This is a genomic window from Luteimonas aquatica, from assembly GCF_022662575.1.
Classification (GTDB): Bacteria; Pseudomonadota; Gammaproteobacteria; order Xanthomonadales; family Xanthomonadaceae; genus Luteimonas; species Luteimonas aquatica.
In genome coordinates this window covers 147396-169520 of sequence record NZ_JALBFU010000001.1, presented here as the reverse complement: position 1 = coordinate 169520, position 22125 = coordinate 147396, and the positions used below count along the sequence as shown (strand labels likewise).

13 protein-coding genes are annotated in these 22125 nt (G+C 71.0%); 7 read left to right on the top strand and 6 right to left on the bottom strand.

Annotated features, from left to right (window positions below; all coding sequences use genetic code 11):
- Positions 1–23: 23 nt before the first annotated feature.
- Together MD221_RS00755 and MD221_RS00750 are read right to left on the bottom strand one after the other, a co-directional pair.
- Positions 24–929: a hypothetical protein gene (locus tag MD221_RS00755; RefSeq protein ID WP_242107036.1), complete on the bottom strand. Its 906-nt coding sequence runs from the start codon at positions 927–929 to the stop codon at positions 24–26.
- A 90-nt stretch (positions 930–1019) separates the two neighbouring features.
- Positions 1020–2756: a D-(-)-3-hydroxybutyrate oligomer hydrolase gene (locus tag MD221_RS00750; RefSeq protein ID WP_242107035.1), complete on the bottom strand. Its 1737-nt coding sequence runs from the start codon at positions 2754–2756 to the stop codon at positions 1020–1022.
- Between the two features lie 206 nt (positions 2757–2962).
- Between MD221_RS00750 and MD221_RS00745 the strand changes: the two genes are divergently transcribed.
- Positions 2963–3628, top strand: a complete 666-nt coding sequence (locus MD221_RS00745; RefSeq protein ID WP_242107034.1) for a response regulator transcription factor — start codon at positions 2963–2965, stop codon at positions 3626–3628.
- Positions 3629–3695: 67 nt separating this feature from the next.
- The gene (locus MD221_RS00740) at positions 3696–4103 is read left to right on the top strand and encodes a hypothetical protein (protein ID WP_242107033.1); all 408 of its coding nucleotides are present in this window, start codon (positions 3696–3698) and stop codon (positions 4101–4103) included.
- 3 nt (positions 4104–4106) lie between these two features.
- Here MD221_RS00740 and MD221_RS00735 read toward each other — a convergent pair whose 3' ends face one another.
- The 3 genes from MD221_RS00735 to MD221_RS00725 all read right to left on the bottom strand — a co-directional run bounded on the left by MD221_RS00735 (position 4107) and on the right by MD221_RS00725 (position 10392).
- Positions 4107–7463 carry a hybrid sensor histidine kinase/response regulator gene (locus MD221_RS00735; RefSeq protein WP_242107031.1) on the bottom strand — a complete coding sequence of 1119 codons (3357 nt, stop codon included), beginning with the start codon at positions 7461–7463 and terminating at the stop codon, positions 4107–4109.
- Between the two features lie 189 nt (positions 7464–7652).
- Complete coding sequence (locus MD221_RS00730; RefSeq protein WP_242107028.1) at positions 7653–7961, bottom strand: hypothetical protein; 309 nt, start codon at positions 7959–7961, stop codon at positions 7653–7655.
- A 208-nt stretch (positions 7962–8169) separates the two neighbouring features.
- Positions 8170–10392, bottom strand: a complete 2223-nt coding sequence (locus MD221_RS00725; RefSeq protein ID WP_242107026.1) for a TonB-dependent receptor — start codon at positions 10390–10392, stop codon at positions 8170–8172.
- A gap of 184 nt (positions 10393–10576) precedes the next feature.
- On the opposite strand from MD221_RS00725, the gene MD221_RS00720 reads away from it, so the two are divergent.
- The 3 genes from MD221_RS00720 to MD221_RS00710 all read left to right on the top strand — a co-directional run bounded on the left by MD221_RS00720 (position 10577) and on the right by MD221_RS00710 (position 15514).
- Complete coding sequence (locus MD221_RS00720) at positions 10577–11992, top strand: GntP family permease (RefSeq protein ID WP_242107024.1); 1416 nt, start codon at positions 10577–10579, stop codon at positions 11990–11992.
- Between the two features lie 311 nt (positions 11993–12303).
- Positions 12304–14022, top strand: a complete 1719-nt coding sequence (locus tag MD221_RS00715; protein ID WP_242107022.1) for a DUF1800 domain-containing protein — start codon at positions 12304–12306, stop codon at positions 14020–14022.
- Positions 14023–14032: 10 nt separating this feature from the next.
- Positions 14033–15514: a DUF1501 domain-containing protein gene (locus tag MD221_RS00710; protein ID WP_242107020.1), complete on the top strand. Its 1482-nt coding sequence runs from the start codon at positions 14033–14035 to the stop codon at positions 15512–15514.
- Between the two features lie 78 nt (positions 15515–15592).
- On the opposite strand, the gene MD221_RS00705 is transcribed toward MD221_RS00710, so the two are convergent.
- Complete coding sequence (locus MD221_RS00705; protein ID WP_242107018.1) at positions 15593–18352, bottom strand: TonB-dependent receptor plug domain-containing protein; 2760 nt, start codon at positions 18350–18352, stop codon at positions 15593–15595.
- A 315-nt stretch (positions 18353–18667) separates the two neighbouring features.
- Between MD221_RS00705 and MD221_RS00700 the strand changes: the two genes are divergently transcribed.
- Positions 18668–19912: an HlyD family secretion protein gene (locus MD221_RS00700; protein WP_242107016.1), complete on the top strand. Its 1245-nt coding sequence runs from the start codon at positions 18668–18670 to the stop codon at positions 19910–19912.
- Positions 19909–22044 (top strand): peptidase domain-containing ABC transporter, encoded by a 2136-nt coding sequence (locus tag MD221_RS00695; RefSeq protein WP_242107015.1) that lies wholly within the window; start codon positions 19909–19911, stop codon positions 22042–22044. Before MD221_RS00700 ends, MD221_RS00695 begins: the two co-directional genes overlap by 4 nt.
- The last annotated feature ends 81 nt before the right edge of the window (positions 22045–22125 follow it).

The following is a 22125-nucleotide window of genomic DNA, read 5'->3' as shown; positions in this document are numbered from 1 at the left end:
CCGGTTCGTTTCGAAAGCCGCCGTCATCGGCCGCCGCCGGCCTGGGCCTGCTCGCGGCGGTTGCGGGCGCCCTGCAGCGCCGCTTGCGATTGCGGGACATGCTCGCGCACCGCCCGCACGAAGGCGCGCGCCAGCGGAGCCGGCAGGCGGGTTCCCGGCTCCGCATCGACGCGCCGATAGTCGAAGATGCGCTTCTGGGCCCAGGGATCGAAACGGGCGGTGCCCAGGCTTTGCGCGCCATCGAGGAATACCTGCGAAGTCGGCACCACCACGCGCGTCTCCCGCGCACCCGGTTCGATCACCCACACCGCGACCGTGTGGTTGGCGGCGGGCCACAGCAGGCCGACCTGCGAGCGCTTCGACAAGCCGATGGCGTGCGCGACGAAGGCGAACAGCGCCGAAAGCTCGTCGCATTCGGCGATCGCGGTGATCGCCGGCAAATCCGCGCCACGCGAGGCCGCGAGCCCGCGCCATTGCGCCCAGATCCGATCCGACTGCGGCTGCTGATCGGTGATCCGCCACGCGAGGCCCCACAGTCCCCCCGCGCGCGTGGCCTCGAAGGCGAGACGGACGCGGACATAGTCCAGGTACAGCGCCTGGTCGTCGCGCCGCGCCAGCTCGGGAAGCAGGCTCTCGAAATCGCGGCGCACCTGCGGCGCGCGCGCCAGCACGGGCACCTCGGCGGCCAAAGCCGCGAACAAGGACTCCAGCCGCACCTCGTCCTGGCCAGGGAACGGGTCCGGCGACGGCGGCGCCGGGACGAGGGCATCACGCGCCGGAGGTTGTGCTCGCGCCATGCCGGCATCCGCCCCGCCCTCTTCGGCGGACGAACAGGCCGAGACGAGCATGGCGGCCAGGAGCGCCGCCGACGCACGGCGTGCAGGGGCCGCACCCGGTGTTCTCGCGCGATCATCCACGGCCTTCGTCATGGCGCCACGATACCCGCCATCGGCCACAAGGCGCCAATGCGGCTTTGATGCCCTTCGCGCACCCGCCGTTTCGGGCGCGAGTGCCGGCAATCAGCGCGGCAGTGCCAGGTGCGCGGCCGTCAGCGGCTTGCCGGCGCCGCGCAGCGCGGTCTCGATGGTGGCGCTGGCCGGCAATGGCGCGCCGTCGAGCGCGGCGTCGACGCGGTCGAGCGCCGCGTACACGTAGGGCAGCAGCGGCACGTAGCGCGCGGCATAGTCCGGCAGGCCGAGGAAGGCGTCGAAATGCTGGGCGTGGCGCACCTGCCAATAGCGCACGTCGCGGCCGGCGGCCTGCGCCTGCGCCACCCACGGCCGGCTGCTGAAGGCGATCGGCACCAGGCCGTCGTCGGTGCCGTGCACCACGATCACCGGCAGGCCGCGGCGCGGCAGGCCGGCACGCACCTCGGCGATGCCCTTGCGCACGCGCAGCGCATCGGCGCTCTCGCCGTCGTTCAGGGCGCGCAGGCATTGCAGCCCGGCGAAGCCAGGGTCCGGCACCGCCGCCGCCTTGGCGTCGAGCAATCCGACGCCGGCGCCCGGCGGAATGCCGGCGGCATCGCTCCACCAGGCCGCGCGTTCCCCGGCGCTGGCCGCGCGCGCGCGCAAGTCGGCGCCCTGCGCCGCGAAGGCATAGCCGCAGGGATGCTCGCCCACGCCATAGCGGCCATAGGCCGAGGCGTAGGTGGCGGCGACCGCGCGCCACAGGTCGAAGCCGGCCGAGAGGGCGCCCGCGCGCAGTGAGGCCTCGCTCCAGCCGCCGTCGAGCATGCGTGCGTAGGCCGAGGCCGCCTGCGCGGCCGCGTCCCCGCCCTCGACCAGGCCGGCGGCCTTGAGCGAGGCGCAGCGCGCCGCCCACAACGGTTCGACCTGGGCGCGCAGCGGCGGCTGCGCCAGATCCTGCAGATGCAACAGCGCGCAGGGCATCAGCAGCGCGGCCTCGGTGCTGTAGTCGTAGATCGAGCGCGCGCCCTCCGCCTGCACGTTGGGTTCGCCGGCGACGACCGCGTCGAGCCAGTCTTGGGTGCCGTCCAGTTCGGCGGCGCGCAGCACCGCGCCGCCGCCGTTGGAAATGCCCACCGCGATCACGCGCGTGTTGTCGAAGGTGAAGGGCGCGGCCTCGGGCATCGCCTGGCCGAGCGCGTGCAGCGCGAACTCGGCGGCCTGCTTCACGTGCCGCCCCCAGTCGGCCTCGGGATTGTCCTGCGAATGGGCGTGCTTGAAGGCCACGCCCGAGGCGTTCACCGGCGCGTCGGGGACGAAGGCGAGGTCCGCGTCGACGCCGAGCGCGCCCGGCGTGCCGTCGGCGCGTGCGCCGGCCTGCGCGTCGAGATCGAAATAATCGGTGCCCGCGCCCTTGTCGGTGTAAGCCACCGCGCAGCCCTTGGGCAGACCCCAGGCGCCGGCGACCGCGATGGCGCCGTAGATGCCGCGCGAGCCGGAGGACGCGCTCACCACCACGCAGCGCTTCTTCGCGTCGAAGGCGTCGGGCACCTGCACCAGCACGCGGTGCGGCTGGCGCGCACCGGGCAGCCTGGCGTAGGCGGAGTATTCGCGGCCGGGCACCTTGGCCAGGTTGCCGTAGACCTCGCCAAAGCCGCCGCCCGGGGCGAGATCGGCGATGCCGCGCCAGTTGTGCCAGAGCGCGCGGCGGCGCAGTTCAGCGGCAGTGGGACGGGCGGCGTCGGCGAAGGCCGGCGGCGTCATCGCGCGCAGGCCGTCCAGGCCGAGCCCGGCGCTGAGCAGATCGTCGGCGCCGCGGTGCTCGCTGCTGCGTTCCGAGGTGAACATGGGAGTCTCCGTGGCGCCGCGGCGCGGCCCGCTGGCGCAGGCGCCCAGCAGCAAGGCGAGGGACAGGACGGCGCAGGCGCGAATCGGAAGTCTGGTCATGCCGACACGTTAGCAAGGCCCGGGGCGGCCTTCATCGTACTTTGGTACCACGGCGCGCGCGGCGCCGCGCCCGATGCCTGCCGGGCAATTCCTGCCAGAATGGCCAGATGCCGCTGCTGCTGATCGCCGACGACCATCCGCTGTTCCGCGCCGCCCTGCGCCAGGCCGCGGCCGACGCCGTCGACGCGCTGCAGGTGCGCGAGGCCGGTTCCCTCGACGCCGTGCTGGCGGCGCTGGACGCCGAACCCGGCATCGACCTGGTGCTGCTCGACCTGCACATGCCCGGCAATCACGGCCTGGCCGGGCTGGCCGCGATCCGCGCCCAGCATCCGGGCGTGGCGGTGATCGTGGTCTCGGCCAACGACGACCCGCAGGTGGTGCGCCGCGCGCTCGATCACGGCGCCGCCGGCTACCTGCCCAAGAGCGCCGGCCTGGACGAGCTGCGCGAGGCGATCCGCAGCGTGATGGCCTGCGAGCAATGGCTGCCCGCCTCGCTGCGCGCGAGCGTGGCGCGGGCGCAGTCCTCCGGCTACGACAGCGCGCTGGCCGCACGCCTGGCCAGCCTGTCGCCGCAGCAGTTCCGGGTGCTGGCGCTGGTGGCCGAAGGCCTGCTCAACAAGCAGATCGCCGATCGCCTCGACGTGCAGGAGCGCACGGTGAAGGCGCACCTGTCGGCGATCTTCGACCGCCTGGGCGTGCGCAACCGCACCCAGGCCGGCGTGGTGCTGCGCGAGCTGGAACTCAGCGACCCGGCGCGCCGCCTCGAATCGTGAAGCACTCGACCGGACAACGGCGCGACCGTGCCGCATCCGTCTCCTCGATGGCCGTGCAGGCAGCGGCATGAAGGCCGCGACACGGGCGATGCCATGGGCGATCGCCTTGCTGATGTCCGGTTGCATCCATGCGCAGGATGCGGCCAGGACCGCACCGTCCGTGCGCGAGGCCGGACACGGCGAAGACACCTCCCGCCCGATGCGCAAGCAGGATTACATCCAGTGCCTGTTGCGCATGGAGGAGTCCCTGAGCCAGCGGATCGCCGGCGAGCGCGCGACCGCCGGGGCGGAGAAAGCCGACGACGACGCCAAACAGTGCATCGCCCGCAGCAGGCGCGAGCTCTCCGATCCCGGGCAGGCGGCCCTGTTCGAGCGCGCGCTCGGCTTTTACGACACGGGGATGGCGACCGGCTCCGAGGACGCGTCGATGCGGTTCTCCCGGGCGGCCCTGGAGTTTTCCTGGGCGCTGGACTAGACCTTAGGGGTGTTGCGCGGCAAGCAGGCGATCGAGCACCGATTTCAGCGCCAGCGGCTTGAGCGGCTTGGCCAGCAGCGGCAACCCGGCCTCGTGGACGGCGCGGCGCACGGCATCGCCGCCGTCGGCGCTGAGGATCAACGTCGGACGCGGGCCGAAGCGCTGCGCCAGGCGCGCATGCAGCGCGGCGCCGGTGTCGCCGCCGTCGAGGTGGTAGTCGAACAGCCACAGCGCCGCCTCGCGTTCGGCCAGCACGGACTCGGCCTGCGGGCCATCGGCCGCCGCCAGCACCTGGCAGCCCCAGCTTTCCAGCAATCCCCGCAGCGACCGCAGCGCATCCGGTTCGTTGTCCACGATCAGCACGCGCGTGCCGGCGAGGCCGGCGCGCCCGGTCGCGGCGACCGCGGGCGCGCGCGCGGCCACGCGCGGCACCGACAGCGCGAACACGGTGCCGTGGCCCACGCGGCTGCGCAGCGACAGCGGCGCCGCCAGCAGGCGCGCGATGCGATCGGCGATCGCCAATCCCAGCCCCAGCCCCTGCCCGGCCGCGCCCTCGCCGCGGCGGAACTCCTCGAAGATCGCCGCGCGCTGTGCGGCGGCGATGCCCGGGCCGGTGTCGTGCACCTCGATGCGCAGCGACTCTCCCTCGCGGCGCACGCCGAGCAGCACGCCGCCGTCGGCCGTATAGCGCACGGCGTTGGCGAGGAAGTTCTGCAGCACGCGGCGCAGCAGCTGCGGATCGCTGCGCACCCAGGCCGCGGTCGGCACGCAGGCGAAATCCAGACCGCGCTCGGCCGCCAGCGCGCGGAACTCGGAGGCCAGCGGGTCGAGCACGTCGGCCAGCGGGAATTCGCGCCACTGCGGCGCCAGCCCGCCCGCCTCCAGCCGCGACATGTCGAACAGGCCGGTGAGCAGGTCGGCGGTCGAGTCCAGCGCGCCGCGCAGCTGCGCCGCCGCCTCGCGCTGCAACGGTGCCGCGAGCTGCTGCGACAGCGTGTCCGTGAACAGGCGCGCGGCGTGCAGCGGCTGCATCAGGTCGTGGCCGATGGCGGTGAGGAAGCGGCTCTTGGCCTCGTTGGCGTGCTCGGCCTCGCGCTTGGCCGATTCCAGCAAGGCGGTGCGCTCGCCCACGCGCTGTTCCAGCGTCTCGTTGGCCTGGCGCAGGCCGCGCTCGACGCGGCGGAACGCGGTGACGTCGGTGAAGGTCGCCACGAAGCCGCCGCCGGGCAGCGGGTTGCCGCGGATTTCCACGGTCATGCCTTCGGCAGCCCCGCTTCCGCTCCCGCCGGCGTCGGGCAGCACGCGCTCGGACAGGTGCGGCGTGCCGGCGCGCATCCAGGCCAGGCGCCTTTGCAGCGCGTGCTCGATCTCCTGCGCCGGCAGCAGCCGCTGCAGGGTCCAGCGGCTGAGATCGGCGATCGGGCGGCCGACCTGCAGCAGCTCCGGCGGATAGCCGAACAGCTCGGCGTAGCGGCGGTTCCACGCCACCAGCCGCAACTGCGCATCGACCACGCTGATCCCCTGGCTCATGTTCTCCAGCGCGCCTTCCAGCAGACGCTGGTTGAAGCGCAGGTCCTGCGAGGCCTCGCCGACGATCGTGGCGACGGTCTCGAGATCGGGTCCCAGGTCCGGGCCGGCCTGCCGGCGCGCGGCATCGAGCAGCAGCCGCGCCGATGCGCTGCCGAGCACGGCGGCGAGTTCGCGCTCCAGCCGCGCCTCGATCTCCGGCGGCACCGGCCCGCGTTCGGGCGCGTCCGCCAGCAGCGCGTCGACGCTGCGCGCGGACAGGAAGCGGCGTCCCGCCCCGCGCAGCGTGCGCGCATCCGCGCCGCGGGCGACCGCGCGCGGCGCCACGCGCACCGCCGCCGCCAACAGCGTGGCCAGCGTGCCGGTGAACAGGCTGGCGCCGACGGCGCGGCCGAGCCGGCTCCATCCGGTCAGCCCGAACAGCGCACCGGGCGACAGCCAGGCGATGCCCAGCGGCCCCTGCCGCGTCCAGTCCGGGCCGCCGCTCCACATCGGCGCCAGCATCACCCAGGCCCAGGTGGCGAACGCGGCCAGCACGCCGATGCTGGCCGCGCGCGCCGGCGTCTGCGGCCGCCACACCGCGAAGACCAATGCCGGCGTCAGCGTCGCCAGCGCCGAGAACGACACCGCGCCGACATCGGCGAGCGCGTCGTTGCCGGCGATCAGGCGGCTGTAGGCCCAGGCCAGCAGCATGATCGCGACGATGCCGCCGCGGCGCAGCAGCAGCACGTCGCCGCGGCGGTCCGCATCGCCGCCGCGCCCGCGCGACCACGCCCCGCGCAGCAGGCCCGGCGCGAACCAGTGGTTGCCGATCATCAGGCTGAGCGTCAGCGTGCTCACCACCACCATGCCGGTGGCCGCGCTCAGGCCGCCGAGGAAGGCGAACAGCGCCACGCCCTCGTGTCCGCGCGAGAAGGGCAATGCCAATGCGTACATGTCCGAGGGCACGCTGTCGCCGAGCAGCGTCGCGCCGGCGCGCGCCAGCGGCAGTGCCGGCAGGGCGATCAGCAGCAGGTACAGCGGAAACTGCCAGCGCGAGGTGCGCACGTCGCCCGCGTCGCGGCACTCCACCACGCCGACATGGAACTGGTGCGGCAGGATGAACATCGCCAGCGCGCCCAGCAGCACCAGCGGCGCGAAGCCGTCGCTGGTCTGCGGCACCGACGGCGGCGGTGCCTGCGGCAGCGCATCCAACCCCAGCCAGACGAAGGCGCCCAGCGCCAGCATCGCCGCCAGCTTGAACAGCGACTCGAAGGCGATCGCCAGCACCAGCCCGTGGTTGTGCTCGACCGCGCTGGCGCGGCGCGCGCCGAACAGCATCGCGAACAGCGCCATCGCCAGCGCCACGTACAGCGCGCCGTCGCGCCAGAACGCCACCTCGGCGACGGCGCCGCCGCCGGTCAGGGTGGAGAAGCTCATCGTCACCGCCTTCAGCTGCAGGGCGATGTACGGGATCAGGCCAAGCGCGGCGACCAGGGTCACCACCGCCGCCAGCCAGGCGTCCTTGCCCAGGCGCGTGGCGATCAGGTCGGCCAACGAGGTGGCATTGGTCTCGCGCGCCAGCCGCACCAGCCGCACCATGAAGGCCACCGCCAGCGCGTAGAAGGCGATGGCGCCGAGGAAGGTCGGCGGCAGCGGCCAGCCGTAGCGCGCGGCCTGGGTGACGGTGCCGTAGAACGACCACGAGGTGCAGTGCACCGCCAGCGACAGCGCGTAGACGTGGCGCCAGTGCCGCGCCAGCGCCGCCGGGTGGCGCTCGCCGTACAGGGCGGTGCCGAACATCAGCGCCAGCCACAGCACCGCGGCCAGCACGACCACGCCGATGCTCAGCATCGGCGCGCCCCTGGCCGCGGCGGGAGTCCTTCCCCCTGCACGGCAACCGCCGCTTTCATGCAAGGCACGAAGCGATTCGCGTGCAACGGGTACTCAATGCGCTGACGGGGAGCGTGAAACAACGCCATGGCGGATTCGCAACCGGAGAATTGCGATGCGAGTTGGCAAGCCGCCGCCATCCGGCTCGGCCTACTTGACGCCTTCGGTGCGCTTTACGATACGCGTTCTGCCATCGGGCTCGATCTCGAACTCGTAGGTCACCAGATCGACCCGCTCCTCCTGGGCGATCGATATCCGGTACACGAGCGTGGACAAAGCCTTGATCTCGACAATGCCGCCGCCGCCCGTGTTCGGGTAAGTCGCCGCCAGGTCTTCCAGGGCCGCCTGGATCAGACACTGCGTCCTCGCCAGCGCGGGCTCATGGCACATCCGGGGCGGCGTTGCCGGCGCGGCGCCCCGGCCCCAGGCAGGGGCTGCGAAGCAGGACAAAGCCGCCATCGCCAAAGCCACCGTTCCCCCCAACCGGGCCGTCCTCATGAGCTCCCCGCTATCCGCCTGTCCAGGCGCAAGCATATCCGCTTCGGTCCGCGGGGGCCGCTCCGCCCGATGCGGCCCACGGCGACGCCGGCCTTGCGCACCGGAGCGGCCGCCGCGTCCTTGCGGTCGCATCGCGTCCCTGTCGGGGCCGTTTCCTGGAAACGCCGCCTCAGAACTCGTAGCGCGCGCTGAGCATGTACTGGCGCGGCGCGCCGTAGAAGCCGGTGAGCACGCCGTAGGCGGCGATGTTGTAGCCGGTGGTGCGGTATTCCTTGTCGGCCAGGTTGCTGCCCTGCAGCGAGAACGACCAGCGGTCGTCGTAGCGCCAGGTCACCCCCGCGTTGACCAGGCCGTAGGCGCCCTGGCGGATCAGCGGACTCAGGTCGGTGGTCGGCCAGACCTCGCTCTGGTAGCTGTAGCCCACGCGCGCCGACAGGTTGCCGCCGTTGGCCAGGTCGGTGCGGTATTCCAGGTTGAGCGCGCCCGAGAACTCCGGCGCGTTGGTGAACTTCTGGGTGTCGGCGATGTTGACGCCGCCGCTGATGAACTCGTCGTACTTGGCGTCGAGCCAGGCCAGGTTGCCGCTGAGCACCCAGTTCGGGGTCGGCAGGAACTGGAACTCCACCTCGGCGCCGTCCACGGTGCCCTTGCCGGCATTGGTGAAATCGCCGAAGAAGCTCTGGCTGCCGTCGGGCAAGGTGTAGGAGGTGAACACCGACAGCTGGATGTCCTTGTACACGTTGTGGAACAGCGACAGGTTCAGGAACAGGCGCTGGTCGAGCAGCGCCATCTTGCTGCCGATCTCGTAGCTGTCCACGGACTCGTCGTCGAAGGGCTCGCCCGAGCGCGGCACCGCGGTGGTGTTGGCGCGGATGTTGAAGCCGCCCGACTTGAAGCCGCGGCTGGCCAGGCCGTAGACCATGATGTCCGGGGTGATCTGGTAGTCCAGCGAGATCTTCGGCGACACGTTCTCGAAGCTGACGGTCCTGTCGAAGTTGGCGGCCGTGGCCCAGGCGGTGGTGAAGTCGCCGTTGGTGTAGAAGCGGTTCAGCGCGATCGCGTGCTTGTCCTCGTCGGTGTAGCGCGCGCCGACGTCCAGCTTCAGGCGGTCGGTGAGGTCGAACGTCCAGTCGGCGTACAGCGCCACGCTCTTGGTCAGCACCTTGCCCTGGGTGTCGCCGTACAGCGGGTTGGTCAGCGACGGCGGCAGGAAGGGGTTCTCGAAGTGGTTGCGCACCTGTCCGCCGGCCTCGCCGTCGAAGAAGTACAGGCCCATCACGCCGCGGGCGCGGCCGCCGGCGTCGAAGTTGGCCTGCAGCTCGTGGCTGACCTGCTCGTCGCTGTAGTAGGCCAGCACGTCGACCAGCGGCAGCGGCGTCTCGTCGAAGTCGATGTTGGTCTCGGTGTCGGACTCGCGCTTGGCCACCACGTACTTGAACGCCCAGTTCTCGTTCGGGCGCCAGTTCACCGTGGCCGAGGCGCCCTTCATGGTGGTGTCGTTGACGTTGGGCATGCCGCTGCGGATGTCGTAGCGGTCGTCCAGCGGCGGATAGGCCGGCGCCAGCGGGTTGGGCGCCAGCAGCTTGGCGCCGCGCACGCCGGACTGGTCGTCCAGCCAGTCCGCGGCGAACTGCACGTCGAACGCCTCGGTGGCGAAGGCGCCGAGCTGCACGCGCACGGCGTTGATCTCCTTGTCGCTGACCTCCTGGCCGTTGCTCAGGTTCTCGCCGAAGCCGTCGCGGTTGAGGCTGGCCACCGACAGCCGCCCGCGCAGCGCCTCGCTGCCGCCGATCGGCCCGCCGATCGCGGCCTTGGCGTCGAGCTGGTTGTAGCTGCCCACGGTGATCTGGCCGAAGCCGTGGACCTGCTTGGGCAGCTCGCGGGAAATGTATTTGATGGCGCCGCCGATGGTGTTCTTGCCGTACAGCGTGCCCTGCGGGCCGCGCAGCACCTCGATGCGGCCGACGTCGAACACGTCCAGCAGCGCGCCCTGCGGCCGTGCGATGTAGACGTCGTCGAGGTAGATGCCCACGCCCGGGTCCACGCCCCACAGCGGATCGGCCTGGCCGATGCCGCGGATGTAGGCGGTGGCGGTGCTGCTGGAACCGCGCGCGGCGTAGATGGTCAGGTTGGGCACCTGCGCGTCGAGGTCGCCGATGTCCTGCACGTTGAGCTTGTCGAGCAGGGCCGGCGTGAAGGCGGTCACCGCGACCGGCACCTCCTGCAGGGTTTCCTCGCGCTTGCGCGCGGTGACGGTGATGCTGTCGAGGGTGGTCGCCGCCGTGCCGTCGGCCGGCGCGGCCGCCTCCTGCGCGTGCAGGCCGGGGGCCGCGGTCAGGCCCAGCGCGACGGCCAGGCTGAGTGTGCTGTGCTTGCGGATGGCGCGCGTCATGAAATCCCCTCGACTGATGTAGTCATGCCTGGCATGGCGATACGTGCGGCCCATGGCCGCCGACGGGGAAAGACTAGGCCCGGCGCGGGCAGGCCCGCATCGTACCTTCGGACAATGGGCCGGCGCCGGCCGCGCGCGGACACTGCCCCGGCGATGCGCGGCCTCCCCGCGCAGGGATCGTCGAATGGCTTTCGCCACCCAATTTGCCGTCGTGCTGGCCGCGCTGTGCTTCCTGATGTTCGTCGCCTACCGCGGCTACAGCGTGATCCTGTTCGCGCCGGTGGCGGCGCTGGGCGCGGTGCTGCTGACCGACCCGTCGCTGGTGGCGCCGATGTTCACCGGGCTGTTCATGGACAAGATGGTCGGCTTCCTGAAGCTGTATTTCCCGGTGTTCCTGCTCGGCGCGGTGTTCGGCAAGCTGATCGAGCTGTCCGGGTTCTCCAAGGCGATCGTCGCGGCGGTGATCCGCCTGGTCGGCGCGCGCCGCGCGATGCTGTCGATCGTGCTGGTGTGCGCCCTGCTCACCTACGGCGGCGTGTCGCTGTTCGTGGTGGTGTTCGCCGTCTATCCCTTCGCCGCGGAGCTCTTCCGCCAGGGCGACATCCCCAAGCGCCTGATCCCCGGCACCATCGCGCTGGGCGCCTTCACCTTCACCATGGACGCGCTGCCGGGCACGCCGCAGATCCAGAACATCATCCCGACCGCCTTCTTCGGCACCAACGCCTGGGCGGCGCCCTGGCTGGGCACGCTCGGCGGGGTGTTCATCCTGAGCGTGGGCATGCTGTACCTGGAATGGCGCCGCCGCGCCGCACTCGCCGCCGGCGAGGGCTACGGCGATCCGGCCAAGCTGGTCAACGAGCCCGCGCCCTTCGCCGGCGGCAAACTCGCCCATCCGCTGCTGGCGCTGTCGCCGCTGCTGGTGGTGGGCGCGGCCAACAAGCTGCTTACCGGCTGGATTCCGCAGCTCTATGGCGAGAGCCACAGCTTCCTGCCCTCGGCCACCGGCAAGGCCGCGCCGGTGGTGCAGGAGATCTCCAAGGTGGCGGCGATCTGGGCGGTGGAAGGCGCGCTGCTGCTCGGCATCGCCACCATCCTGCTGTTCGCCTGGAAGGCGGTGATGGCCAGTTTCGCCGAGGGCAGCAAGTCGGCGATCGGCGGCGCGCTGCTGGCCTCGATGAACACCGCATCGGAATACGGCTTCGGCGCGGTGATCGCCGCCCTGCCCGGCTTCCTGGTGGTGGCCAACGCGCTCGGCGCGATTCCCAACCCGCTGGTCAACGAGGCGGTCACCGTCACCGCGCTGGCCGGCATCACCGGATCGGCCTCGGGCGGGATGAGCATCGCCCTGGCCGCCATGGGCGAGACCTTCATCGCCAACGCCCAGGCCGCCGGCATCCCGATGGAAGTGCTGCACCGCATCGCGGCCATGGCCTCCGGCGGCATGGACACGCTGCCGCACAACGGCGCGGTGATCACCCTGCTCGCCGTCACCGGCCTGAGCCATCGCCAGGCCTACAAGGACGTCTTCGCGATCACCCTGGTAAAGACGCTGGCCGTGTTCGTGGTGATCGCGCTGTTCTACGCCACCGGCCTGACCTGAACGCGACGCCGCAGCGCCGCATTGTCCGGCGCGCGCGCCGGGAAACATGACCGACGCCACATTCGGCACCACGATCCGTTGGCAGCACCGTGATTTTGCACCTGCAGCGCAGGCATGCGCCGCCGCCGCGAAATTTTTCGCTCCTATACTCGAAATCGAGGGGTATGGATCGGGGGAAAATCCGCATGGCTCAACGAGACTTCCAGGGCACGGGAGACGCGCCGCTTCGCATCCGGCGCGCCGCGACGCCGCACACGCCCGCGACGGCACCGCCGGCACCTGCGCCGGACTCGCCTTCCGCGATCCGCGCCATGTTGGAACGGCGCTACGGCCATGGCCGACCGCTGCAGTTCCGCCCGGCGCCGAAGCAGGCCTTTGCCGCGGCCGCCGCCGGTGCCGCCGCGAAGGCCCCGCCGATTTCCTCGCCGCTGCCGCCGCGCAGCGCGGGCCCGGCGGTCCTGCCGACCCCGCCCTTCGCGGTGCGCGCGCTCAACAACATGAGCTTCGGCGCCACCGCCGGCGAGATCGCCGCCTTCAACGCCCTGGGCGGCAGCGACAGCGCGCGGCTGACGGCCTATGTCGACAAGCAGCTCAACTGGAGCGCCATCGACGACAGCGCGGTGGAATCGCGGCTCGGCGCCGCCGGCTACAACACGCTCGGCAAGAGCCTCACCCAGCTCTGGGCCGACCACGTGCTGCCCGATCCCGCCTACGAGGTGCGGATGCGGCCGGCCTGGGAAATCCAGCGCGCCGCGCTGGTGCGCGCGGTGCATTCCAAGCGGCAGCTGCGCGAAGTGATGACGATGTTCTGGCACGACCACTTCAACGTCACCGCCAGCGACTACGTCGGCGGTCCGGTCTACGTGCACTACGACCGCGACGTCATCCGCAAGTACGCCTTCGGCAACTTCCGCGCGATGCTCGAGGCGGTGGCCGGCAGCACGGCGATGCTGTACTACCTCGACAACCAGTCCAACACCCGCGCCGGCCCCAACGAGAACTTCGCCCGCGAGCTGCTGGAGCTGCACACCTTCGGCAGCGAGAACTACCTCGGCCTGATGGATCCCTTCCAGGTCCCGCCCTGCCCGGAGGATCCGAGCTTCCCGATCGGCTACACCGACATCGACGTCTACGAGACCGCCGCCGCCTTCACCGGCTGGACGGTGAAGAACGGCAACTGGCAGTTCCCCAGCGAGAACGACGGCAGCTTCGTCTACCGCCCGTCCTGGCACGACACCGGGCCGAAGTACCCGCTGGGCATGTTCCTCTATCCCGAGCAGGCCGCGCTCAAGGACGGCCGCGACATCCTCAATCGCATCGCCCAGCATCCGCGCGTGGCGAAGTTCATCTGCCGCAAGCTGATCCGCCGCTTCTTTTCCGATACGCCCGACCCCGCGCTGGTCGACAGCGCGGCGGCGGTGTTCCGCGCCAACTGGCAGAACGCTGACCAGATCAAGCTCACCCTGCGCCACATCCTGCTGTCCTCGGCCGCCTACGACAGTTGGGGCGAGAAGATCCGCCGTCCGTTCGAGGCGGTGGCCGCGGCGCTGCGCGCCCTCGGCAGCCAGTGGACCCTGCCCATCGGCCAGCCCGGCGACGAGTTCTCCTGGCGCATGGGCCTGTCCGGCCACACGCCCTACGACTGGCCCGCGCCCAACGGCTACCCGGACACCGCCGCCGCCTGGTCGGGCTCGAACACGCTGGGCATGACCTGGAACCTGCTCGGCTGGCTGACCGAGAAGTCGGTGGACGGCACGCCGATCGCGCCGATCCTGAGCGCCACGCGCAGCGGCGTGACGCAATGGACCTCGCGCAACCTGGTGGATTTCTGGTGCCTGCGCCTGCTCGGCTACCTGCCGGCGCGGCGCCAGGTGCTGGTCGACTTCATGCGCCAGAACGGCGCCGAGACCGAGATCATCGCCGACACCGACACCTGGGCGATCAACGACCTGAAGAAGCACTACAACCAGCAGCGGTTGCGCAGCATGGTGGCGCTGGTGCTGCTGTCGCCCGAATTCCTGGCGCGCTGAGGAGGATGCCATGTCACGCCTGATCCTCAACCGCCGCGAATTCCTCAAGGGCTGCTGCGCCACGGCGACCGCCGGCGCCGCCGGACCGGCGCTGCTGTTCTCCGATGCCGCCTTCGCCGCCGCCAATCCCTACGACACCGTGGTGCACGTGTTCCTGCGCGGCGGCATCGACGGCCTCAACCTGGTGCCGCCGGTCTCCGGCGACGACCGCAGCTTCTACGAGCAGGCGCGGCCCAACCTCGCCCTGCCGGCCTCCGGCGCCTACGCTGCGCTGCCGCTGACCCTGGCCAACGGCGCCGCCACCGGTTTCGGCCTGCATCCCTCGGCCAGCGGCCTGCGCGATATCTGGAACGACGGCAGGCTGGCGATCGTGCAGAGCTGCGGCCTGCTGACCGCCGTCACGCGCAGCCATTTCGACGCGCAGCTCTATCTCGACCTCGGCACGCCCGGCCAGCACGGCACCGGCAGCGGCTGGATCACCCGCGCCTGGAACACGCAGCCGGGCACGATCGGCAACGAAACCATGCCGGCGCTGGCGGTGAACAGCCGCACGCCGGCCAACCTGCTCGGCGCCGCGCAGGCACTGACCATGGGCAGCCCGCAGGAATTCGCGCTCAACGCCAGCGCCTGGGCCTGGCAGCGGCGCCGCGAGGGCGATCCCGCCGGCTATCGCGGCATCAGCGAAACGCTGGCCTCGCTGTGGGCCGGCGGCACCGCGCTGGAGACCAGCGGACAGCGCGCCGACCTGTCGCTGCGCGTGATCGCCGCCCAGCCCTACTCCGATCCGCCGGCCGGCTGGCCGGCCACCGCCTTCGCGCGCCAGCTGTGGACGGTGGCGCAGTCGATCCGCTTCAACCTCGGCATGCGCTATGCCGCGCTCGACCTGGGCGGCTGGGACACCCACGAGGGCCAGGGCAGCGCGGGCAGCGGCTACCACTACTTCCAGAACAAGGTCGCCGAACTGTCGCAGGCGCTCACCGCCTTCTACGCCGAGCTCAAGACCGGCGGCGAACTGCCGCGGGTCACGGTGATCGTGCAGTCCGAGTTCGGCCGCCGCGTGCGCGAGAACGGCAGCGGCGGCACCGACCACGGCTACGGCAATCCCCTGCTGGTGCTCGGCGGCGCGGTCAACGGTCGCAAGCTGTACGGCACGTGGAAGGGGCTCGATCCCGAGGTGCTGTCGAGCTACTTCGGCGACGTGCCGGTGACCACCGATTTCCGCCGCGTGCTCTCGGAACTGCTGATCCAGCGCATGGGCAACAACCAGATCGGCACGGTGTTCCCCGGCTATGCCGGCTACGCGCCGCTGGGCCTGTTCGCGGCCGGCACGCTCGCGGCCGCGCCGCCCACCGCGTCGTTGCCGGCGCGCACGGGCCAACCGCCGTCCTCCAGCCTCGTCGGCACCGCGCCGCCCGCCAGGGAACACGCACCCCAAGCCCGGCGCAGGCTGTTGTGGCGCCTGCTGGCCTGGCTGGAGCGGATGTTCGCCTAGGCCGCGGCGCGCATCCCTCGCGGCCACGTCCGGTGCCGGCCTCGCGCCCGGCACCGGGAACCCGCCGCCCGATCCGCTTCAATCGAAGTGGACGTTGTACTCCAGCCAGAACTGCCGGCCGTAGGGATCGTAGTTGCCGACCGGGTAGAACGGCCAGCCGCCCTCGCCGGTCTTGTCCAGCGGCGGATGCGTGTTGCGCAGGTTGTTGACGATCAGCGACAGCGTGTTCTTGTCGTCGAAGCGATAGCCGATGCTGCCGTTGTAGAGCATGTACGGCGCGATGCGGCCGCTGCCGTTGGCATTGGGCAGGCTGCCGTAGCGGATGCCGTAGAGCGTGGCCGACCATGCTCCCCGCTCCCACGACAGGTTGCCGTTGAGCTTGCTGCGCCAGTCGTAGAAGTCGAGCGCGTTGCGCTGGTCGGTGATCGGATCGTCGGAGAACTGGCTGTACTCGTGCTTGATCACCAGGTTGTAGGACAGGCTGGCGCGGAAGTCGCCGTAGCGGCCGCCGCTCCAGCGGTAGTTGGTCTTCAGGTCGACGCCGCTGACCCGCTCGTAGGAGGCGTTGATCGCATTGGTGAGCACGCGGCGCACCTCGTTTGGCCCCACCGGCGCGTCGGGCGGGTTGCGGACCACGCGGGCCAGCGCGTCCTGGCACAAGGGCGAATTGATGTCGCGCGGGTCTCCGCCCAGGGTGCTGCCGACGCGGCAATCGGCCTCGTTGCGCAGGATGCGGTCGGTGTCCAGGTCGGTGACCTGGTCGTCCAGGCGCACGTTGTAGTAGTCCACCGACAGATCGAAGTTCTGCGAAGGCGACCAGACCACGCCGATGCCGTAGGACTTGCCGTTCTCCGGCTTCAGGTCCGGATTGCCGGTGCTGGTGTAGTCGATGTTCAACCCCGAATAGTCGCAGTCGTCGTAGGGCTGGCCGGCGGTGCGGCAGCGCCAGTAGTCGGTCATGCCCGGGTTGTAGCCGCGCGTCTGCGCCGCGAAGACGTAGTTCATGTCGGGCGCGCGGAAGCTGGTGGCGGCGGTGGCGCGCAGCAGCAGGCTGTCCACCGGCCGGAACTCCAGGCCGGCGTTCCAGGTGCTCTTGCTGATCTTGCGTCCGGCGAAGCGGAACTCGTCGTAGCGCGCGGCCGCGCTCGCGGTCAGGCGTTCGAAGACGGGCACCTTGATCTCGGCGCCGATCGCGTAACGGTCGCGCTCCCCGCGCGCCGGAACGCCGGCACTGCTGTTCCAGAATACGCCCTGCCCCAGGCGCGGATCGGGACGGTTGCTGTAGCCCTGCTGGCCGGCCTCGACCACGGCCGCCAGATCGACCCCGCCGGCCGGCAGGTCGAACAGCTTGCCGTTGACGGTGAAGCTGAAGTTGCTGATCCAGGAGCTGTTGACGCTCTCGTAGCGGCCGGTCAGCGCGTCGTATTCGCCAGGGCTCAGCGGCCGGTAGAAGCGCGCCATGTCCGGGTTGTAGACGTTGATGCCGTCCTGCTCGCCGAGCTTGGGACCGAGAAAATACTCGTTGATGCCGGTCAGGAAGGCGCGGCGCCGGGTGCGGTTCTCGTAGCGGCCGCGGTTGTAGGCGGCCTCGTAGTCCCAGTCCGAATCGCCGAACGTGCCCTTGGCGCCGACGGTGAATGCCCAGCTGCGCTCCAGGTAGTGGCGGTTGTTGGCGTGCGCCGAGCCGATCTCCTCCGGCATGAAGTTGCGTTGCAGCACTTCCGGCGTGTTTCCGTTGCCCTGGTTGATGAAATAGCCGTTGCTGGCGGCGTCCGAGGTCCAGGTCGGCACGCTGGTGTTGTTCTGGATGCTGGCGATGCCCAGCGCGACGTCGGCGAACAGGTCGGTGCGGTCGTTCAGATGCCAGGTCAGCGCGCCGTAGGCGTCGGCGTTCTTCTTTTCGGTCTGCACCGTCCAGAACTTGGGACGGCCCTCATAGCTGCCGCAGAAATAGCCCTGGCGCGGATTGAAGGCGCGGAAGGTGGTGTCTCCGGCCAGGTAGCCGCCCGCCGCGCAGGCGTCGGCCGGGTCGATGTAGCTGTTGCGCTGGAGATCGGGACGGCGCCGGACGAACACCGAATACGGCAGGCCCGGCACGCCGGTGGGATCGTCGGCGTAGGAATCCATGAAATCGCGCTGCGATCCCCAGATCGGCTTGCGATGCAGCAATTCGATGCCGTAGACCGCATCGAAGCGATCGGTGGAGTAGCCGCTGGTGAACTGCAGGCGCTGGTTCTGCCCGCCGCCCTCCTGGGTCCCGCCCACGCGCAGGTTGAGATCGCTGCCGTCGTAGCGCTGCTTGAGGATGATGTTGACCACGCCGGCGACCGCGTCCGATCCGTAAACGGCCGACGCGCCGCCGGCGAGCACCTCGATGCGCTCGATCAGGGCGCTGGGGATATTGGCCAGGTTGACGATGCTCAGCGAGCCCTCGTAGGCGATCGGATAGTCGGCCAGGCGCCGGCCGTTGAGCAGGATCAGGGTGTGGTTCGGCCCCAGGCCGCGCAGGTTGATGGTGTTGGCCGCCGGCGTGAAGGTATTGCCGAAGTCCTCGCCCTGCACCGCGCCGTTGTTCTGCGCCAGCGCGCTGACCGCGTCGAACACGCTGCGGAAGCCCTGCGCGTCGATGTCCTCCTTCTTGATCACGGTGACCGGCGAAGGGCCTTCCAGCGTCGCGCGCGGGATGCGCGAACCGGTGACCACCACGTTGTCCAGGGTGGTGGGCTGCTCCTGCGCCGGCGCCTGCTGCTGCGCTTGCGCTGCGGCCAGCCCGGGCAATCCGAGCAGCGGAAGAAGGGCCCACGGCAATGGGCGTCGCGAATGTCTGGCGGCGTGCATGAAATGTCCTTGGCGAGAGTCGCGGCCCCTGCCGCGTGATCGTATCGTGCGGCGGGCCGTGCGATGATTCTGTGTTTGCTGCACTGCGACATACAATGAAAGGGCGGCATGTCGTGATGCCCCTGGCTTATTTGCGCGCGCACCCGGCTTCGTGATGGCCCGCGCTTGCATCGCGTGGCGGCTTTTGCCAGCCTCCGCACTCCCCTTGCCGCCGCGGACGCCATGCCCAGCCCTTCCGCCCCCGCCCCGATGGATCGCCGTATCGCATGCGCCCCCTGAGCGGGCGCGATCCGGGCAGGGAATCCCCGGCATGCCATGACTGAGGACCTGTTCCGGCGCGAGGTGCTCGACGCCAGGAAGGAGCAATGGCTCGGCACCGTGCGGCTGACCTCCTCGCGGCTGGGCTGGCCGATGGCGATCGTCGCCGCGGCGGCCGTGCTGGCGCTGCTGCTGGTGCTGGCGTTCGGCAGCTACGCGCGCAAGGAGCGCGTGCAGGGGCGCCTGATCCCGGCCGACGGATTGCCGAGCGTCGCCGCTCCGGCCAAGGGCGTCGTCGCCCGCGTGCTGGTGCGCGAAGGCCAGCCGGTACGGCGCGGCCAGGATCTGCTGGAGCTCTCCTCCGACCTCGACGCGCCGCAACTGCCGGGTGGCCTGAGCGCCGCCATCGGCGCCGAGCTCGAGCGCAAGCGCACGCGGCTGCAGGCCGACCTGGCCGACCTGCGCCAGGGCGAGGGCCAGCGCGCCGCCGCGCTGCGCGCGAAGATCGCCTCGCTCTCGCAGCAGCGGGCCGCCGCCGAACAGCGCCACCGCCTGCGCGACGCCCAGGCCGCCAGCGCACGCGCCATGCTCGAGCGCGTGCGCCCGCTGGAGAAGCAGCAGATCGTCAGCGCGGTGCAGATCCAGGGCTACGAGAACGCCGCGCTGGAGGCCGAGGCCTCGGCGCAGGCCAGCCGCCAGGAGCAGCTCGACATCGAGCAGACGCTGGCGGCCGCGCGCGCCGAGCTGCAGGTGCTGCCGCTCGACACCGGACTGCGCCGCAGCGAAATCGAACGCACGCTCGCCGACGTCTCCCAGGAGCGCGCGCGCAACCGCGTCGAGGGCGGATTGCGCCTGCGCGCGCCGCGCGCGGGCACGGTCGCCGGCCTCGGCGTCGCGGCCGGCGATGCCGTCGTCCAGGGACAGCGCCTGCTCACCCTGATTCCGCAGGGCTCCGCGCTGCGCGCCGAGCTGTGGGTGCCCAGCCGCGCCGCCGGCGCCCTGCGCGTCGGTACGCGCGTGGCGATGCGCTTCCATGCCTTTCCCTACCAGCGCTACGGCCAGCGCTATGGCCGCGTCGTCGAGCTCTCCGGCAGCGCCCTGCCCGCGCAGGAGATCCAGGCGCGCAGCGGCATCCGCCTCGACGCCCCGGCCTATCGCGCCGTGATCGCGCTGGACCCGGGATCGGGCGCCCTGCCCCTGCGCGCGACCATGACGCTGGATGCCGACCTGCTGCTCGAACGCCGGCGCCTGTACCAGTTCCTGCTCGATCCGCTGCGCGCCGGCGCCGGAGCCGCGCCTTGAGGCGCGCCGATCGCCAGCGGCTGCCGGTGGTGCAGCAGAACGAGATCGCCGAATGCGGGCTGGCCTGCCTGGTGATGGTCGCCCGCTACCACGGCCACGACATCGACCTGGCCAGCATGCGCCGGCGCTTCCCGATCTCTCTCAAGGGCGCCGGCCTGTCGCGGCTGATCGCGATCGCCGGCACGCTCGGCTTCCAGGCGCGGCCGCTGCGCGCCGAGGTGGCGCACCTGCGCGAGATCGCCCTGCCCTGCATCCTGCATTGGGACCTGAACCACTTCGTGGTGCTCAAGGAGATCGGCCGCGAGCGCGCCACCGTCCACGACCCCGCGCGCGGCGAGGTGACGATGTCGCTGGCCGAATTCGGCCGCCACTTCACCGGCATCGCGCTCGAACTCGCCCCCGCGGCGGATTTCGAGCCGCTGCGCGAGCGCCAGCGGATCTCGCTGTCCTCGCTGATCGGCCGGGTCACCGGCGTGCGCCGCGCGCTGGCCCAGGTGCTGATGCTGGCGGTGGCGCTGGAGGTGCTGACGCTGGCGCTGCCCTTGTCGATGCAATGGGTGGTCGACGACGTGCTGGTCTCGGCCGATCTCGGGCTGCTGTCGCTGATCGGCATCGGCTTCCTCGCCATCGTGGTGCTGCAGTCGGCCATCGCCGCGATGCGCGGCTGGGTCGTCGCCGGCATCGGTGCCTCGCTCAACGCGCAATGGCTGGCCAACCTGTTCGGCCACCTGCTGCGGCTGCCGCTGGACTACTTCGAGAAGCGCAGCGTCGGCGGGGTGCTGTCGCGCTTCCTGTCGCTGCAGACGGTGCAGCAGACCCTCACCGGCAGCTTCGTCGAGGCGGTGTTGGACGGGCTGACCGTCTCGCTGGTGCTGATCCTGCTGCTGCTCTACAGCCCGCTGCTCACCGCGCTGGTGCTGGCCGCCTTCGCCGCCTACGCGCTGCTGCGCTGGCTGGCCTACCGCAAGCTGTGGTCGCTGAAGGAGGAACAGCTGACCTACGTGGCACGCCAGCAGAGCCAGCTGATCGAATCCATCCACGGCGTGCAGACCATCAAGCTGGCCAACCAGCAGGCGCAGCGGCGCGCGCGGGTGGCCAACGCCACGGTGGAGGTGGCCAACCGCGAGGCGGCCATCGGCCGCGTCGCCGCCCTGTTCGGCGGCCTGTCGCGCCTGGTGTTCGGTGCGCAGCGCGTGCTGCTGATCTGGATCGCCGCCTGGATGACGCTGCGCGGGCAGTTCAGCGCCGGCATGCTAGTGGTCTTCGTCACCTACGCCGACCTGTTCGCCACCCGCACCAGCAGCCTGATCGACAAGTTCGTCGACCTGCGCCTGCTGGGACTGCACGGCATGCGCATCGCCGACATCGCGCTGGAGCCGCCCGAGCCGCATGTCACGGGCCAATACGCCGGCCCTGCGCCGGCGCCGACGCTGCAGGTGGACGGCGTCAGCTTCCGCTACGCCGAGGACGAGCCGTGGATCCTGCGCGACTGCAGCCTGCGGATCGAGGCGGGCGAATCGGTGGCCATCGTCGGCCCCTCCGGCTGCGGCAAGACCACGCTGGCCAAGCTGCTGCTCGGCCTGCTGCACCCGGCCCATGGCCGGATCGGGATCGGCGGCGTCGACATCCGCCACTATGGCCTGGGCAACTACCGCGCCCGCTTCGGCACGGTGATGCAGGACGATGCGCTGTTCGCCGGCTCGATCGCGGAGAACATCTGCGGCTTCGACGCCGACGCGACCCAGGAGGCCATCGAGACCGCCGCGCGCGCCGCGCAGATCCACGACGACATCCTGCGCATGCCCATGGGCTACGAATCCCTGGTCGGCGACATGGGCTCGACCCTCTCCGGCGGCCAGAAGCAGCGCGTGCTGCTGGCGCGCGCGCTGTACCGGCAGCCGGCGATCCTGCTGCTGGACGAGGCCACCAGCCATCTCGACGTGGCACGCGAGCGCGCCATCAACGACTGCATCGCGGGATTGGCGATGACCCGCATCGTCATCGCCCACCGCCCGGAGACCATCCTGAACGCCGATCGCATCATCGAACTGCGCGAGGGCGCCGCGATCGCGCGTAGCGTGGACGAATACGCCCGCGCATCGAAAACCGAGCGTGCAGGCCATCACGATTAAGACGCTTCTAACAACTGCTCGACAAGCTTTGCCTTAGCATCGAAACGCAGCAAAAGCCGATGCCGGACGGCTTCCGTTTCC

Excerpts from the sequence above, each read along its gene's own strand:
- MD221_RS00755 (WP_242107036.1), bottom strand. The coding sequence starts at position 929 with ATGACGAAGGCCGTGGATGATCGCGCGAGAACACCGGGTGCGGCCCCT.
- MD221_RS00750 (WP_242107035.1), bottom strand. The coding sequence starts at position 2,756 with ATGTTCACCTCGGAACGCAGCAGCGAGCACCGCGGCGCCGACGATCTG.
- MD221_RS00745 (WP_242107034.1), top strand. The coding sequence starts at position 2,963 with ATGCCGCTGCTGCTGATCGCCGACGACCATCCGCTGTTCCGCGCCGCC.
- MD221_RS00740 (WP_242107033.1), top strand. The coding sequence starts at position 3,696 with ATGAAGGCCGCGACACGGGCGATGCCATGGGCGATCGCCTTGCTGATG.
- MD221_RS00735 (WP_242107031.1), bottom strand. The coding sequence starts at position 7,463 with ATGCTGAGCATCGGCGTGGTCGTGCTGGCCGCGGTGCTGTGGCTGGCG.
- MD221_RS00730 (WP_242107028.1), bottom strand. The coding sequence starts at position 7,961 with ATGGCGGCTTTGTCCTGCTTCGCAGCCCCTGCCTGGGGCCGGGGCGCC.
- MD221_RS00725 (WP_242107026.1), bottom strand. The coding sequence starts at position 10,392 with ATGACGCGCGCCATCCGCAAGCACAGCACACTCAGCCTGGCCGTCGCG.
- MD221_RS00720 (WP_242107024.1), top strand. The coding sequence starts at position 10,577 with ATGGCTTTCGCCACCCAATTTGCCGTCGTGCTGGCCGCGCTGTGCTTC.
- MD221_RS00715 (WP_242107022.1), top strand. The coding sequence starts at position 12,304 with ATGTTGGAACGGCGCTACGGCCATGGCCGACCGCTGCAGTTCCGCCCG.
- MD221_RS00710 (WP_242107020.1), top strand. The coding sequence starts at position 14,033 with ATGTCACGCCTGATCCTCAACCGCCGCGAATTCCTCAAGGGCTGCTGC.
- MD221_RS00705 (WP_242107018.1), bottom strand. The coding sequence starts at position 18,352 with ATGCACGCCGCCAGACATTCGCGACGCCCATTGCCGTGGGCCCTTCTT.
- MD221_RS00700 (WP_242107016.1), top strand. The coding sequence starts at position 18,668 with ATGACTGAGGACCTGTTCCGGCGCGAGGTGCTCGACGCCAGGAAGGAG.